This is a genomic window from Sphingomonas sp. GW822-FHT03G08 (assembly GCF_058801135.1).
On record NZ_JBXAMZ010000002.1, the window covers coordinates 246,072 to 260,650 of the forward strand.

General features: G+C 67.6%; 16 protein-coding genes and 2 riboswitches. Of the genes, 12 read left to right on the forward strand and 4 right to left on the reverse strand.

The window, feature by feature from the left end; all coding sequences use genetic code 11:
• Nucleotides 1-10 precede the first annotated feature (10 nt).
• The 6 genes from AC1RJ5_RS18610 (at nt 11) to gcvPB (ending at nt 5,954) form a co-directional block, all read left to right on the forward strand.
• Nucleotides 11-658 (forward strand): hypothetical protein, encoded by a 648-nt coding sequence (locus tag AC1RJ5_RS18610; RefSeq protein WP_184168961.1) that lies wholly within the window; start codon nt 11-13, stop codon nt 656-658.
• Between the two features lie 89 nt (nt 659-747).
• A riboswitch (glycine riboswitch) is annotated at nt 748-836 on the forward strand.
• Nucleotide 837: 1 nt separating this feature from the next.
• Nucleotides 838-927, forward strand: a riboswitch (glycine riboswitch).
• 67 nt (nt 928-994) lie between these two features.
• Entirely contained in the window at nt 995-2,158 is a 1,164-nt protein-coding gene (gcvT, locus tag AC1RJ5_RS18615; RefSeq protein WP_493115007.1) for a glycine cleavage system aminomethyltransferase GcvT, read from the forward strand.
• Complete coding sequence (gcvH, locus tag AC1RJ5_RS18620; protein ID WP_269572659.1) at nt 2,158-2,529, forward strand: glycine cleavage system protein GcvH; 372 nt, start codon at nt 2,158-2,160, stop codon at nt 2,527-2,529. Before gcvT ends, gcvH begins: the two co-directional genes overlap by 1 nt.
• Entirely contained in the window at nt 2,526-3,014 is a 489-nt protein-coding gene (locus AC1RJ5_RS18625; protein ID WP_493115009.1) for a hypothetical protein, read from the forward strand. Before gcvH ends, AC1RJ5_RS18625 begins: the two co-directional genes overlap by 4 nt.
• 10 nt (nt 3,015-3,024) lie before the next feature.
• On the forward strand, nt 3,025-4,383 hold the full coding sequence (gcvPA, locus tag AC1RJ5_RS18630) for an aminomethyl-transferring glycine dehydrogenase subunit GcvPA (RefSeq protein WP_269572657.1): 1,359 nt from the start codon (nt 3,025-3,027) through the stop codon (nt 4,381-4,383).
• Complete coding sequence (gene gcvPB / locus AC1RJ5_RS18635) at nt 4,380-5,954, forward strand: aminomethyl-transferring glycine dehydrogenase subunit GcvPB (RefSeq protein WP_342249318.1); 1,575 nt, start codon at nt 4,380-4,382, stop codon at nt 5,952-5,954. Before gcvPA ends, gcvPB begins: the two co-directional genes overlap by 4 nt.
• Before the next feature lie 138 nt (nt 5,955-6,092).
• Here the strand turns inward: gcvPB and AC1RJ5_RS18640 are convergent, their stop codons facing one another.
• Nucleotides 6,093-7,004: an oxygenase MpaB family protein gene (locus AC1RJ5_RS18640; protein WP_493115011.1), complete on the reverse strand. Its 912-nt coding sequence runs from the start codon at nt 7,002-7,004 to the stop codon at nt 6,093-6,095.
• Between the two features lie 125 nt (nt 7,005-7,129).
• Between AC1RJ5_RS18640 and AC1RJ5_RS18645 the strand changes: the two genes are divergently transcribed.
• Nucleotides 7,130-7,456 (forward strand): phage tail protein, encoded by a 327-nt coding sequence (locus AC1RJ5_RS18645; protein ID WP_342249316.1) that lies wholly within the window; start codon nt 7,130-7,132, stop codon nt 7,454-7,456.
• A gap of 21 nt (nt 7,457-7,477) precedes the next feature.
• On the opposite strand, the gene AC1RJ5_RS18650 is transcribed toward AC1RJ5_RS18645, so the two are convergent.
• On the reverse strand, nt 7,478-7,951 hold the full coding sequence (locus tag AC1RJ5_RS18650; protein WP_269572653.1) for a methyltransferase family protein: 474 nt from the start codon (nt 7,949-7,951) through the stop codon (nt 7,478-7,480).
• Between the two features lie 129 nt (nt 7,952-8,080).
• On the opposite strand from AC1RJ5_RS18650, the gene AC1RJ5_RS18655 reads away from it, so the two are divergent.
• The gene (locus AC1RJ5_RS18655; RefSeq protein ID WP_493115014.1) at nt 8,081-8,590 is read left to right on the forward strand and encodes a CcdC protein domain-containing protein; all 510 of its coding nucleotides are present in this window, start codon (nt 8,081-8,083) and stop codon (nt 8,588-8,590) included.
• Entirely contained in the window at nt 8,587-9,168 is a 582-nt protein-coding gene (locus AC1RJ5_RS18660; RefSeq protein WP_493115015.1) for a DUF938 domain-containing protein, read from the forward strand. The genes AC1RJ5_RS18655 and AC1RJ5_RS18660 overlap by 4 nt, the downstream gene beginning before the upstream one ends.
• 132 nt (nt 9,169-9,300) lie before the next feature.
• Here the strand turns inward: AC1RJ5_RS18660 and AC1RJ5_RS18665 are convergent, their stop codons facing one another.
• Both AC1RJ5_RS18665 and AC1RJ5_RS18670 read right to left on the reverse strand, forming a co-directional pair.
• Nucleotides 9,301-10,206, reverse strand: a complete 906-nt coding sequence (locus AC1RJ5_RS18665) for a DMT family transporter (RefSeq protein WP_269572650.1) — start codon at nt 10,204-10,206, stop codon at nt 9,301-9,303.
• A 50-nt stretch (nt 10,207-10,256) separates the two neighbouring features.
• A complete protein-coding gene (locus tag AC1RJ5_RS18670; RefSeq protein ID WP_493115018.1) occupies nt 10,257-11,054 on the reverse strand; it encodes a hypothetical protein in 798 nt (265 codons plus the stop codon).
• 229 nt (nt 11,055-11,283) lie between these two features.
• On the opposite strand from AC1RJ5_RS18670, the gene AC1RJ5_RS18675 reads away from it, so the two are divergent.
• From AC1RJ5_RS18675 to AC1RJ5_RS18685, 3 genes are all read left to right on the forward strand, one after another.
• A complete protein-coding gene (locus AC1RJ5_RS18675) occupies nt 11,284-12,819 on the forward strand; it encodes an aminoacyl--tRNA ligase-related protein (RefSeq protein ID WP_342249312.1) in 1,536 nt (511 codons plus the stop codon).
• A 144-nt stretch (nt 12,820-12,963) separates the two neighbouring features.
• Nucleotides 12,964-13,572 carry a TIGR02466 family protein gene (locus AC1RJ5_RS18680; protein WP_269572647.1) on the forward strand — a complete coding sequence of 203 codons (609 nt, stop codon included), beginning with the start codon at nt 12,964-12,966 and terminating at the stop codon, nt 13,570-13,572.
• Nucleotides 13,569-14,576 carry a pectinesterase family protein gene (locus AC1RJ5_RS18685; protein ID WP_342249311.1) on the forward strand — a complete coding sequence of 336 codons (1,008 nt, stop codon included), beginning with the start codon at nt 13,569-13,571 and terminating at the stop codon, nt 14,574-14,576. The genes AC1RJ5_RS18680 and AC1RJ5_RS18685 overlap by 4 nt, the downstream gene beginning before the upstream one ends.
• Nucleotides 14,577-14,579: the final 3 nt, after the last annotated feature.

The window sequence follows — 14,579 nt, forward strand, 5'->3', positions numbered from 1 at the left end:
GGTTTCCGTCTTGGTCCGCAAGCTTGCCGTTGTCGCCCTGATCCCGCTCGCGCTCGGCGCCTGCGCCAAAACCGGCGAGATCGACGCCTCCGGCGGCGGCGCCGGCATCACGGCGGTCCGCTCGGCCTGCCCGCATGTCGCGATTCCCGCGGGCACCGGCGACATCACGATCTTCAATCCGGCGAACAGCCGCGAAGCCAGCGCGATCGACGTCAATGCGGTGATGACCAATGTCACCTCTAAGTGCGACGACGCCGGCCCCCAGGTCGTCACCACGGTCAATTTCGATGTGCTGGCTCGCCGCCAGAACGCCGATGGCGCGCGTGACGTCAGCTTCCCCTATTTCGTCACGGTCGTGCGTGGCGGCAGCTCGGTGGTCGCCAAGCGGATCAACCGCGTTACCGTGCACTTCGAGCCCGGCCAGCTGCGCGCCCAGACCACCGGCACCGCCACCACCTATGTCGATCGCAGCGCCGCGACCCTGCCGGACGATGTCCGCAAGCGCCTGACCGAGAAGCGCAAGGCCGGTGAGCAGTCGGCGGCGATGGACCCGCTCGCCGATCCCTCGATCCGCGGCGCGGTTCTGTCCGCGACGTTCGAGGCTCTGGTCGGCTTCCAGCTGACCGAGGACCAGCTCAAGTACAACGTCACGCGCTGATTGCGTCCCGGGCGGCAACGTCCGACCACGCTTTGCAAGCAATGCAATTGACTCGAATCGAGGGGGCGGCCAAGGCTGCCTCCTGTCGATAGGCACGCGCGGGAGAGTGTGGGGCAACCCACCGCCGAAGGAGCAACCGCCCCGGAATCTCTCAGGCACAAGGGACCGCGCGTACACGACACTCTGGAAAGCGGACGCGGCCCGGCCACGTCCCACCGAAGGGGTAAGCCAGGCGACTGGCGAAAGCTCTCAGGTTCCGTGACAGAGGGGGCGATGGAACGGCGCGAGGATTCCGCGCCATTGCATCGTGTCCCTACTTGAATCCGGAGCGTGCAGATGAGCGAGCAAGTCCAGGACCAGACCCTGAGCGCCGATCCCGAAGGCGGGGAGGGCGAAGCCGAGCTGCTCAAGCTCCCGCTCGATGCCTGGCACCGCGCCCGTGGCGGCCGCATGGTCCCGTTCGCCGGCTATGAAATGCCCGTCCAGTATGAAGGCATCATGGCGGAGCATGTCTGGACCCGCGAGCATGCCGGCCTGTTCGACGTCAGCCATATGGGCCAGCTGACCTTCACCGGCGAAGGCGTCGAAGCCGCGCTCGAGGCGCTGATGCCCGCCGATATCCAGGCCGCGAAGTTCTCGCACCCGGTCTATTCGCTGCTGATGGCCGAGAATGGCGGCATCCTCGACGACCTGATGCTCACCCGCATCCAGGACGGCGAAGTGTACATGGTCGTCAACGGCGCCTGCAAATGGGACGACATCGCCCATTTCCGCGAGTTCCTGGCCGACGAGATCGGCCTCAACCATATGGAAGACCATGCGCTGCTCGCGCTGCAGGGGCCGGAAGCGGCTGTGGCGCTGGAGCGGGTGATCCCGGGCGTCTCGGCGCTGGTCTTCATGCAGGGCGCGGCCTTCCAGTGGCAGGGTCACGACCTGTGGATCAGCCGCTCGGGCTATACCGGCGAGGATGGCTTCGAGATCTCGGTGCCCGCGGAGGCTGCCGACGCGCTGGCCGATGCGCTCACCGCCCAGCCCGAAGTCAAGCCGATCGGCCTCGGTGCCCGCGATTCGCTGCGCCTCGAGGCGGACCTGCCGCTCTACGGCCATGACCTCGATACCGAGACCACGCCGGTCGCCGCCCAGCTCGGCTTCGCGCTCAAGAAGCGCCGTCGCGAGGAAGGCGGCTTCCCCGGCCACGCGCGCATCATGCTCGAGCGCGAGAACGGCCCGATCCTCAAGCGCGTCGGCCTGATCGTCGAGGGACGCCAGCCGGTCCGCGAGGGCGGCCTCGTCCTCGATGCCGACGGCAACGAAGTCGGCAAGGTCACCAGCGGCGGCTTCGCGCCGACCCTCCAGAAGCCGATCGCCATGGCCTATGTGCCCGCCGCATCGGCCGAACCCGGCACCAAGATCACCCTTGCCCAGCGTGGCAAGATCCATTCGGCGAAGGTCGTGAAGATGCCCTTCGTCGCCCACAAGTACGTCAGAAAGGGAGCCTGATGAGCCGCTATTTCACCGAAGATCATGAGTGGATCGACGTCGATGGCGACACCGCCACGGTAGGCATCACCGAATACGCCCAGAGCCAGCTCGGCGACATCGTGTTCGTCGAAGTGCCGGAAGAGGGCAAGGAAGTCGCCAAGGGTGACGACGCTGCCGTGGTCGAGTCGGTCAAGGCCGCGTCGGACGTCTATGCGCCGGTGTCGGGCACCGTCATCGAGGGCAATGAAGCGCTCGCCGACAATCCCGCGCTGGTCAACGAAGACCCCGAGGGCGAGGGCTGGTTCTTCAAGCTGACGCTCAGCGACACCGGCGAGCTCGACAGCCTGATGAACGACAGTGCCTATCAGGACTACGTCTCGAAGCTGTGATCCGTGCGCTTGCCCTTTGCGCCGCAACGGCATTGCTCGGCAGCTGCGGTCAGGCGCCGCAGCTGCTGACGGTCGATCGCTATATCGCGCAATGCGAGGCGTTGAAGGGCAAGCCCGTCCGGCTGGCCGGCTATCTCGGTGAGTGCGCCGGCTATGACTGCCACATGACTGCCAGCAAGCAGGCATGGGATGCCTATAAGGATGCCTTCAAGCGCAGCGCCGGCGACAAGACCACGCCCGAGGCGCTCAAGGCCGCAAGAGCCGCTCTGGACGAGATGCAGGCCATCCCGCTGATCGGGATCGGGGGCGACGAAGCCTTTGACCGCCAGGCCGCGCCCTTCCAGCAACGCTATGTCGTGATCACCGCCCAGGTGGCCAAGGACAGCTGCACCGGCGCAGGCGGCACCGACCGTTCCGCCGGCATCGAACCCTCCGATATCCGCGCCTGGACCCCGTCCGAAGGCGCTCCCGCCAATACCCAGTGAGAAGGCCCTGATGCGCTACCTTCCCCTTACCCAGCCCGATCGCGAGGCGATGCTCGGCGTCATCGGCGCCAAGTCGATCGACGATCTCTTCGTCGATGTTCCTGAGAGCGCCGTGCTCGACGGCCCGATCCCCGGCCTGCCGATGCATGCCAGCGAGCTCGCGGTCGAACGCCACATGACGAAGCTGGCGGCGAAGAACCTTGCCGCGGGGGCAGCGCCCTTCTTCCTCGGTGCCGGCGCCTATCGCCACCATGTGCCGGCCAGCGTCGATCACATCATCCAGCGCGGCGAGTTCCTCACCGCATACACGCCCTATCAGCCGGAAATCGCGCAGGGCACGCTGCAGATGATGTTCGAGTTCCAGTCGCAGATCGCGCGGCTGCTCGGCTGCGACGTGGCGAACGCCTCGATGTACGATGGCTCGACCGCGTGCTGGGAAGCCATCACCATGGCCCGCCGCGTCACCAAGCGGGGCAAGGCGATCCTCTCGGGCGGTCTGCACCCGCATTATGTCTCGGTTGCCGAGACCATGGCCAAGTTCACCGGCGACCAGCTGGTCACGGCGCTCCCCACGCTGAGCCCGACTCCGGACACCGATGACCTGATCGCCCGGATCGACGACGATACCTCGTGCGTCGTGGTCCAGTATCCGGATATCCTCGGCCGCATCGCCGACCTCTCCAAGCTCGCCGAAGCCGCGCATGCCAAGAAGGCACTGCTCGTCGCCGTCGTCACCGAGCCGGTGGCGCTGGGCGCGATCAAGGCGCCGGGCGAGATGGGTGCGGACATCGTGGTGGGCGAGGGCCAGTCGCTCGGCGTCGGCCTGCAGTTCGGCGGGCCCTATGTCGGCCTGTTCGCCTGCTCGGAAAAGCTGGTCCGCCAGATGCCGGGTCGCCTCTGTGGCGAGACGGTCGATGCCGAGGGCAAGCGCGGCTATGTGCTGACGCTCAGCACCCGCGAGCAGCATATCCGCCGCGAGAAGGCGACTTCGAACATCTGCACCAGCTCGGTGCTGTGCGCGCTCGCCATGTCGGTGCACATGACGCTGCTCGGCGAGAAGGGCTTGCGCCAGCTCGCCGCGATCAATCATGCCACGGCCTCGGCCGCCGCGGACCGCCTGGCCCAGGTGCCGGGCGTCGAGCTGGTCACTCCGACCTTCTTCAACGAGTTCACGCTGAAGCTCTCGAAGGAGGCTCGTCCGGTCGTCCGCACGCTTGCCGACCAGGGAATCCTCGCTGGCGTGTCGCTCGGCCGCCTCTATCCGGGTGCCGATGATCTCGCCAACGGCCTGATCGTCGCGGTCACGGAAACCACCACATCGGAGGACGTCGAGACGCTTGCCTCCGCACTCCAGGAGGTGCTGGCATGAGCACGATCAACCAGTCCGGCTGGCGCCCCACCACCCCGGAAGCGGGCGAGGCGGGCAACCTCTCGACCTTCACCGGCAACCGTGCGCTGATGCTCGACGAGGCGCTGATCTTCGAGATCGGCTCGTCCGAGACCACCGGCGTCGATTTCGGCGAAGTCCCTGCGGCGCCCTCGCGCCTCGGCGGGCTGGAGCGTTCGAGCGAGATCGGCCTGCCGGGCCTTTCCGAGCCCGAGACGGTGCGCCACTACACCCGCCTGTCGCGCCAGAACTACGCGATCGATCTGGGCCTGTTCCCGCTCGGCTCGTGCACGATGAAGCACAATCCGCGCCTCAACGAGCGCATGGCACGCCTGCCGGGCTTCGCCGATATCCACCCGCTCGCGCCGGTCGATACGGTGCAGGGTGCGCTGGAGGTCATCGACCAGCTCGCGCACTGGCTGATCACGCTCACCGGCATGCAGGCGGTGGCGATGAGCCCCAAGGCCGGGGCGCATGGCGAGCTTTGCGGCATCCTCGCGATCCGCTCGGCGCTCGACGCGCAGGGCCAGCAGGACCGCAAGATCCTGCTCGTCCCGACCAGCGCGCACGGCACCAACCCGGCGACGGCGGCGTTCGCCGGCTTCTCGGTCGAGGACATCCCCGCGACCGAGGACGGCCGTGTCGATCTCGAAGCGCTCAAGGCGCGGCTGGGGCCCGACATCGCCGGCGTGATGATCACCAACCCCAATACCTGCGGCCTGTTCGAGCGCGACATGAAGGCGATCTCGGACGCGGTGCATGCGGCGGGCGGCTATGTCTATTGCGACGGCGCCAACTTCAACGCGATTGTCGGCCGGGTCCGCCCGGGCGATCTCGGCGTCGATGCGATGCACATCAACCTGCACAAGACCTTCTCGACCCCGCATGGCGGCGGCGGCCCGGGCTCGGGCCCGGTCGTGCTGTCGGCGGCACTGGCGCCCTATGCGCCGCTGCCGTTCGTCGAGAAGCAGGGCGACAAGTTCCACCTCGTCGAGGAAGAGACCGCGGGCGAGCATCATGCCGGCACCTTCGGCCGCATGACCGCGTTCAACGGCCAGATGGGCATGTTCACGCGCGCGCTGACCTATATCCTCAGCCACGGCGCCGATGGCCTGCGCCAGGTCGCCGAGGATTCGGTGCTCAACGCCAACTACATCCTGCGCTCGATGACCGACGTGCTCGACGCACCCTTCGCCAAGTACGGCCCGTGCATGCACGAGGCGATCTTCAGCGATAAGGGCCTGCCCGAGGGCCTGTCGACGATCGACATCGCCAAGGGCCTGATCGACGAGGGCTATCACCCGATGACGGTGTATTTCCCGCTCGTCGTCCACGGCGCGATGCTGGTGGAGCCGACCGAGACCGAGTCGAAGGCGACGCTCGACCAGTTCATCGGCGCGTTCCGCAGCGTGGCTGCCCGCGCCAAGAATGGCGACCCGACGATCAAGACCGCCCCGCACTTCGCCCCGCGCCGCCGCCTCGACGAGACGCTCGCGGCCCGCAAGCCGGTGCTGGCGTGGAAGGCTCCGGCCCAGGCCGAGGCTGCGGAGTAAGAACCTTCTGGTCCCCCTCCCTGAAAGGGAGGGGCTAGGGGTGGGTCGATTTACGCGATACGGCAATCGAGCGGGCGCTCGGCTGCAGTATCGCCAAGTCTCCACCCACCCCCGACCCCTCCCTTTCAGGGAGGGGAGCTATCGCTTCCACAACCAGTCCGCCGGCAATCCCAGCCGCTCGCTCGCTTTCGCCGGCGGGGAGTCCAGCAGCGGCACCCGCTCGGCCATCCGCGCCACTGCCCGCACCAGCCTCCGCTCGAACCCGCGCAGTCGCCAGTCCTCCAGCCCCAGCCGATCGACCAGCGCGTCGGGCAGCAGTGAGACCGCGGCGCGCAGCAGCATCTTCTGGAACGGCCGCGCCACCCGCGGCAGCGCCGGCACTTTCACCATGATCGCCAGGAAATCGTGGATGATGGGCGAGGGGACCAGCCGCGCGTCCATCTTCGCGAACAGCGCCGCCATCCTCGCCTCGCTCTTCGGCGCGCCGATCGCACCATAGAGCCGCGCCACCGCCGCGCCCTCCGCCAGCGCGCTGTCGCGTTCGCGGTAGCTCAGCCGCTCGACATGGAAGTGATAGGCGCGGATGAAGCCATAGGAGGCGGTCGCCTGCACCCAGTCGAGCAGCACCGGATCATTGGCGCGATAGGAATCGCCCTCGCTGGTCGTGCCGACGACCCGGCCGTGTGCGCGGACCACGCCGGCGATCATCGCCTCGGCCCGGCCGCGCGGACCATAGACCGTCATCATCGCCGCAAGGCCGGTGCGCCTGAGGCGGGTGAGCGCATCGGTGCGGAAGCTCGAATGCTGCCACACGCCGTCGCGCACCCCTGGCTCGGCAAGTTCGAGGATTACCGCCGCAACGCCGCCGATGAACAGGGTGACCGGGTTCTTGAACACCCGCCACGATACCGAGTCCGCCGGCACCAGCGCCGGCTCGCCCGCCGGTACCGAGAAATCGAAGTCCATTCCGGGCGCCGAGCCCATCATCTCGCTCGCCGCCGCGCCGATACGGCGGAGCAGGGGCTCGGGCAGGGCGAGGGCGTCGATCATATCCCTTCAACGTGCCGGCAGGCGCTTTCGTTCAGGGCGGCACTGCTCCGGAACCGACCAAATGCCGATTGCGCCGCGCGCGGGCGCTGAGGCAGGCTGCGCGGTGCTTTCAAGGGGGAAATGCCATGAAGACCGTGCTGCTAGCATCCGCCATCGCCGCCATCGGCTTCGCGCTGCCCGCCCATGCCCAGCGCGACGCGATCGTGGGCGAGGTCCGGCTGATCGGTTTCGATTTCTGCCCGGAAGGCTGGGCCGAGGCCGATGGCCGGCTGCTGCCGATCCAGGGCAACCAGGCGCTCTTTGCGCTGTTCAGCAGCAGCTATGGCGGCAACGGCTCCACGAACTTCGCGCTGCCCGACCTGCGCAAGGCGATCCCGACCCCGGTGACCGACAAGGAAAAGCGGCTGCGCTACTGCGTCGCGATCCGCGGCGACTTCCCGCGGCGGCCGTAGAGGTTGGGGAGCAGGTGGCGCCTAGATCCAGCGGCGCACCGCGGCCCTATAGGCCAGATATCGCTCTCCGAACTTCGCCGAGAGGTACAGCTCCTCGCGCTCGATCACTTCGCGCTGGATCACGATCAGCAGCGGGATCAGCAGCAGCAGCGTGACGAGGCTGTCCATCCAGATCGCCACGCCGGCATAGGCCAGCGCCATCCCGAAATACATCGGGTTGCGCGACCAGCGATAGACGCCGTCGGTGACCAGCGCGGTGGTGCGCTTCCACGGCTTGGGATCGGTGCCGGCGGCACGGAACAGCCCGACGGCGGAGAGCATGATGCCCACGCCGAGCAGGGTCGCCAATGAGCCCAGCCCGCGCTCGCTCGAATGGTTGAGCGGCAGGTCGGGGCTGCCCAGCAGCTTGCCGAGCGCGAGGCCCACCACCAATGTCCCGATGAAAGCGGCCGCCGGCGCGAATTTCACGCCAGCGCTATCCTGTTCGACGTCCATGAACCCTCCGGACGCCCTGATGGACTGGCGATCCCGCATGCGCAATCCTCTTGCCTTTGCACCGCAACTCGGCTGGCATAGAAGCTGTATTACTTATATAAGTCACGTGCAAGTTTCCGGGGGCAAACCATGCAAGGCCAGCACAATCCGCTGTTCAACCTGATTCCGATCGCCATCGTCCTTCTCGTCCTGGCGCTGCGCATGCGGCGGCTCACTCGCGAGCGCCCGCTCAAGGTCGAATGGCTGTGGGTGGTGCCCGCGCTCTACATCGTCATCGCGGGCGTGACCTTCTGGAACCTGCCGCCCTCGCCGATGACCTGGGTCGCCGCCTTTGCCGCGCTGCTGGCGGGCGCCGCGCTCGGCTGGCAGCGCGGGCGAATGATGCACATCGCGGTGAACCCGGAGACGCACGAGATCTCCCAAAAGGGCTCGATCGCCGCGATGGCCTTCATCCTCGTCCTCGTGCTGATCCGCACCGGTGCGCGCAACGCCGAATCGCTCGGCATCCCGGGCGTGCATTTCGACGTGATGGCGATGACCGACGTGCTGATCGCCTTTGCGCTGGGCATGCTGACCATGCAGCGTGTCGAGATGTTCCTGCGCGCCCGCCGCCTGCTCGAGGAAGCGCGCGCGGCATGAGGCGCCACGCGCCCGCGACCGAGCGCAACCGCGATCCGATCGCCGCGGTGCTGGCCGAGGAGCTGCCGGCCAGCGGCATGGTGCTCGAGATCGCCAGCGGCACCGGCGAGCACTGTGCCTTCTTCGCGGAGCGCTTCCCCGGCCTGACCTGGCAGCCGAGCGATCCGGACGGCGATGCGCTCGCCTCGATCGCGGACTGGTGCGCCGAGCTGCACAATGTCGAGCCGCCGCTGGAGATCGATGCGGCGGCCGGCGACTTCCCGCCGGCGGACGCGCTGCTCTGCGTCAACATGGTCCATATCAGCCCGTGGCAAGCGACACTCGGCCTGCTCGCCGGCGCGGGGAAAGTGCTGGGGCAGGGGGCGCCGCTGATCCTCTACGGACCCTATCGCCGCGAGGGCGTGGAGACCGCGCCGTCGAACGAGGCGTTCGAGCTGTGGCTCAAGGACAAGGACCCGCGCTTCGGGCTGCGCTTCGTCGAGGCGGTGAGCGAAGCGGCGGCGGCGCAGGGGCTGGCGCTGGCACGGTTGGTGGAGATGCCGGCGAACAACCTGATGCTCATCTATCGCAAAGTCTGAAATTCGTCGTCATGCTGAACTTGTTTCAGCATCCAACGCGCCACCGGCGATATCGCTTGGGGAGAGTTGGACCCTGAAACAAGTTCAGGGTGACGGTTGGGTTGGGGGTGGCCGAGGTCCGTTCCACCTTCCCTAAACCGGCTCCATCTCCGCGCTGGTCACCGCCGGGCCCACCCCGCGCTTGCGCTCGCGCCAGACGATGTACAGCCCGCTCGCGATGATCACCGGGGCACCGAGCCAGGTCCAGCCGCTCGGCCACATGCCGAAGATCGCCCAGCCATAGAGTGTGCCCCAGATCAGGCTCGAATAGTCCATCGGCACCACCGCGCTGACCGGGGCGTGCTTCACCGATCCGGTCAGGGCGAGCTGGCCGACCCCGCCGATCAGCCCGATGCCCACCAGGATTGCCCAGGTCATCGGATCGTGCGGCTTGACCTGGAAGGCATAGGGGATCGCCAGCACCGGCACCGACAGGACGGAGAACCAGAACACCGTCGTCCCCGTCGGCTCGGTCTTGCCGATCTGCCGCAGCAGGATCGCGACGATCGCCACGAACAGCGCGGCGAGCAGGCCGACGGTCGCGCCGAACAGCGGGACGTGCGCGCTCCACGGCTGGGTTACGATCAGCACGCCGACAAAGCCGACCACGACCGCGCCCCAGCGATGCCAGCCGGTCGGCTCCTTGAGCAGCAGCGCGCCCAGGATCGTCGCGAAGATCGGCACGGTGAACTGGAAGGTCACCGCCTCGGCCAGCGGCAGCAGCAGCACCGCGCCGAAGGTGAAGATCATGCCGGTCAGCCCCACCGCGGTACGCGAGACATGCGCGCCGAAGCGCTCGGTGCGGATCGATGCCAGGCCGGGGCCCGCGGCGATCCAGGCGGTCACCAGCGGCACTGCCCAGAGCTGGCGGTGGAACATCGTCTCGACCAGCCCCGCGCCGCGCGCCTCGGCCAGCTTGATCAGCGCGGACATGGTGGCGAGGCAGGCAACCGCGAACAATCGCAGCAAGATGCCCTTGAGGATGTGATCGCCCGCCATTCCCCGGCGCTAGGGAAAGTCGCGCGCGGGGGCAATGTTGCCGGGCGCGTTCAGGGCAGTTTCTGCGAGGCGAGCCAGCCGGTAACCCGGTCGGCCGGGGCGTGGGGCATCTCGACGATGCCTTTCAGCAGGTACAGGCCGATCGCGCATTGCTGCTCCGGCCGTGCCCGCGCCATCCGCGCGGGATCGGTCCAGACCTCCAGGTCGGTCTGGTTCATCCCCGCGTGCCGCATGTTCGTCACCAGCGCGACGGCATCCGCTTCGGATATGTCGCCCTTCGGGATCTTGCGATCGGCGGGATGGTCGCGCCCGCCGGCCGAGGCGGTGATCCACGACGCCGCGACTTCGATCAGCCGCTCGGCGGTCTCGGGCGGGTAGCGCGTGCCGGGGCGCAGCGTCCCCATCGCATATTGGCCGCACAGCCGGACATCCTCCTGCTGCATCGTCTCGACCAGCTGGATCTCCATCTGGCGATAGAGGTTGAGGTCGCCGTGCGGCGCTTGCACGAATTCGTCGAGATGGCGCTGGGTGGTCGCCTGCATCCAGGTGAAGCTCTCGGCCCGGATCTGCTCGCGCGTCGCGCCCTCGCGGACGCGGCGGGAAAGCAGCGCGGTATAGTCGGCGAACTCCTTGGGATAATTGTCGCGCAGCGCCTCGAAGAAAGGGGCGCCCTTGCGGTCCTTCAGGATCGACTGGGCGATGCCCTCGGGCGATTGCGCCTGCTGCTGCAGCTTCGCGCCGAACCACAGCGCGGCGCCGAGACCCACCGCCGCCAGCAGCAGCACGACGATCCCGACGACAAGCCCCGAGCGCGAGAATTCGCGCCCCGCCACATCCCGCTGTTCCATGCCCCGATTCCCCCTGGCGGGCAGTAGAGCGAGCCGGGCCGGTGGAATCAAGCCGGGTGCCGGTGCGGATGGCGCTGGCAATGTAGGATTTGATTTGTCACCACGATGCTGGTCCCGACGGTGCCCCGCGCACGTACGGGTGATTCAAGAGATTCAATGAATCTCGCAATCAACGCCGCGAATATCGGCTCGCTTGCGGCGGGCCGGGCAGGGAATTACAGGCACCGCCATGATAAAGCATGCGCTCAACGTCACCCGCGAAGCCAATTTCGCCGAATGGTATCAGACCGTCATCACCGAGGCCGACATGGCCGAGGAGAGCGGCGTGCGCGGGTGCATGGTCATCCGGCCGTGGGGCTATGGCATCTGGGAGCGGATCCAGCGTCTGCTCGACGACCGCATCAAGGGCGTTGGCTATGACAACACCTATTTCCCGGTGTTCATCCCGCTCTCCTATTTCGAGAAGGAAGCCGATCACGTCGAGGGCTTCGCCAAGGAAATGGCGGTGGTCACCCATCACCGGCTGATCGCGGACGGCAAGGGTGGGCTGATGCCCGATCCCACGGCGAAGCTCGAAGAGCCGCTGATCGTGCGTCCCACCTCGGAGACGGTGATCGGCGCCGCGTTCAGCCGCTGGGTCCAGTCGTGGCGCGACCTGCCGGTGCAGATCAACCAATGGGCGAACGTCGTCCGCTGGGAGATGCGCACCCGCATGTTCCTGCGCACCAGCGAGTTCCTCTGGCAGGAGGCGCATGCCGCCTATGCCACCGCCGAGCAGGCGCGGGCGGAGACGCTCAAGGGCCTCGAAATCTATCGCAGCTTCGCCGAGGATTGCGCGGCGATGCCGGTGATCGCCGGCGAGAAGCCCGAGAATGAGCGCTTCCCGGGCGCCGTCTCGACCTACAGCATCGAAGCGATGATGCAGGACGGCAAGGCGCTGCAAGCGGGCACCAGCCACTTTCTCGGCACCACCTTCTCTTCGGCGCAGGACATCAAGTTCCAGAATTCGGAAGGGCAGCAGGAGCTCGCCCAGACGATCAGCTGGGGCATGTCGACCCGGATGATCGGCGGCATGATCATGACGCATGGCGACGACGACGGCATGCGCGTGCCGCCGCGCCTGGCGCCGTGGCAGGTCGTGATCGTGCCGATGCTGCGCGACAATGACGAGGACGCGGCGCTGATCGAATATTGCCAGGGCGTGCAACAGGAGCTTGGGAAGCTTCTAGTATTCGGCGAGCCGGTGCGCGCGCTGCTCGACCTCAAGGCGATCAAGGCCGTCACCAAGCGCTGGGGCTGGATCAAGAAGGGCGCGCCGATCGTGGTCGAAGTCGGCGGGCGCGACATGGCCGGGGGCAATGTCTCGGTCACCGTCCGCACCGATCTCTACAAGGAAGACGGCAAGCTCAACTCGCAGATCGTCGCCCGCGACGCATTCCTCGGCGATGTGGTCGGCACGCTGGAGGGTATCCAGAAGACCCTGTTTGATCAGGCCAAGGCGCGTACCGACGCCAATATCGTCCGCGACGTGACGGACTTCGCGGGCCTCGAAAGCTATTTCGAGAATGCCGGCAAGTTCCCGGGCTGGGTCGAGGTCGAATGGTCGAAGCCGACCGGCGCGGAGCTCGACAAGGTGGTCGAGCGGATCAAGGCGCTCAAGCTCACCTTCCGCAACGTGTCCAACGACGCGGCGCCGGCCACCGGCACCTGCATCTTCACCGGCGCGCCGGCGGTGGAGCGGATCCTGGTGGCGCGTGCGTACTGAGGTCTGCCGAGCTGACAACTTTCCGTCACCCCGGCCTTGTGCCGGGGTGGTCCACGGTGCCGCGTCTGCTGTCCTCACGCCCCTTGTCCATTGCGCGCTTCCTGGTGGACCCCGGCACAAGGCCGGGGTGACGGGTTGGGAGCGATGACGCTGCGCACGCTCTTCTCCACGCCGCTCTACCAGGAGCCGCTGGGTGACGACGATCTCCTCGACGCGCTGGAGGATTCCTGCCTCCAGCTCGCCGAGGACGACAGCGCCGGCCGCCGCTGGTGCCGCGAGAACCATTATCGCGGCTATACCAGTTATGCCTCGCTCGACGATTTGCCGATCCGCGACCCCAATTTCGCGGACCTGAAGCGCCTGCTGGACAAGCATGTCGCCAAGTTTGCCAAGGCCTGCGCCTTTGATCTCGGCGGCAAGAAGCTCAAGCTCGACAGCCTCTGGGTGAACGTGCTCGACGGCAAGGGCGGGCATGGCGCACACATCCATCCGCACAGCGTCGTCTCGGGCACGCTCTATGTCTCGCTGCCCAAGGGTTCGCGAGGCCTGAAACTCGAGGACCCGCGGCTGGCGATGATGATGGCCGCGCCGCCGCGCCTCGAAAATGCGCCCGACGAGCTGCAGAGCTTCGTCGAGATCGTGCCCGAGCCCGGCACGGTGCTGCTCTGGGAAAGCTGGCTGCGCCATGAGGTCCCGCCCGGCTCGGGCAAGGAAGTGCGGATCAGCATCAGCTTCAACTATCGCTGGGGATGACCGGCCGGCGCGCCTTTCTCGCCGGCGCGCTGTCGCTGCCGATTGCGGCACAGGCGCGGGGCGCGGAGCAATGGGACGCGGTGGTCGATCCCGCCACCGGCACGCTGGGCGCCGCGCTGGCCGAGGCGGAGAAGGCGGGACGGCCCTGGCGCATCCTGCTCAAGCCGGGCCTGTTCACCGAGAAGCTGACGGTGCGCGTGCCCGGCCTTACCCTCCAGGGCTCGCCGGGCACGGTGATCGAATATGGCACCGCGTCGGGCACACCCAAGCCGGGCGGCGGCACCTGGGGCACCGGCGGCTCGGCAACGCTGACCATCGCCGCACCCGGCGTGACGCTGCGTGAACTCATCGTCATCAACAGCTTCGACTATATCGGCGCCCGGCGGGACGGCTCGGGCAACGGAGCCCAGGCAGTGGCGCTGGCCATCGGCCGCGAGGCGGACCGCACCACCGTCGATCGCTGCACGCTGCTCGGCTATCAGGACACCTTCTATGTCCAGGCCCGCAGCCTCATCACCGGCACGCGGATCACCGGCGGGGTCGACTTCATCTTCGGTGGCGGCGCGGCGTGGTTCGAGCGCTGCGAGATCGTCACCCGCTATGTGCCGAATGCCGAGAGCTTCGGCTATGTCGCTGCGCCGAGCACGCCGGCGGCGCAGGAATTCGGGCTGGTCTTCTCGGATTGCAGCCTGCTGCGCGAAAACGGCGTGCCCGAGCGTGCGACCTGGCTCGGCCGCCCCTGGCGTGCCGGCGGCAACATGGCGCTGACCGGCGAGGCGGTGTTCCTGCGCTGCTTCATGGACGGTCATATCCGCCGCGAGGGCTGGACCTGGATGGGCTACAAGGGACCGGACGGCGAGCCGCGCCGGCTGACTCCGCCCGAAGCGCGGCTCTGGGAATTCGGGACCCGGGGTCCCGGTGCGGCGCCGGCGGGCACCGACCGCAAGCTGCTGACGGTGGCGGAGGCGAAGCGCTTCACCCGGGCGAAGGCGATCGGCTTCTGAGGG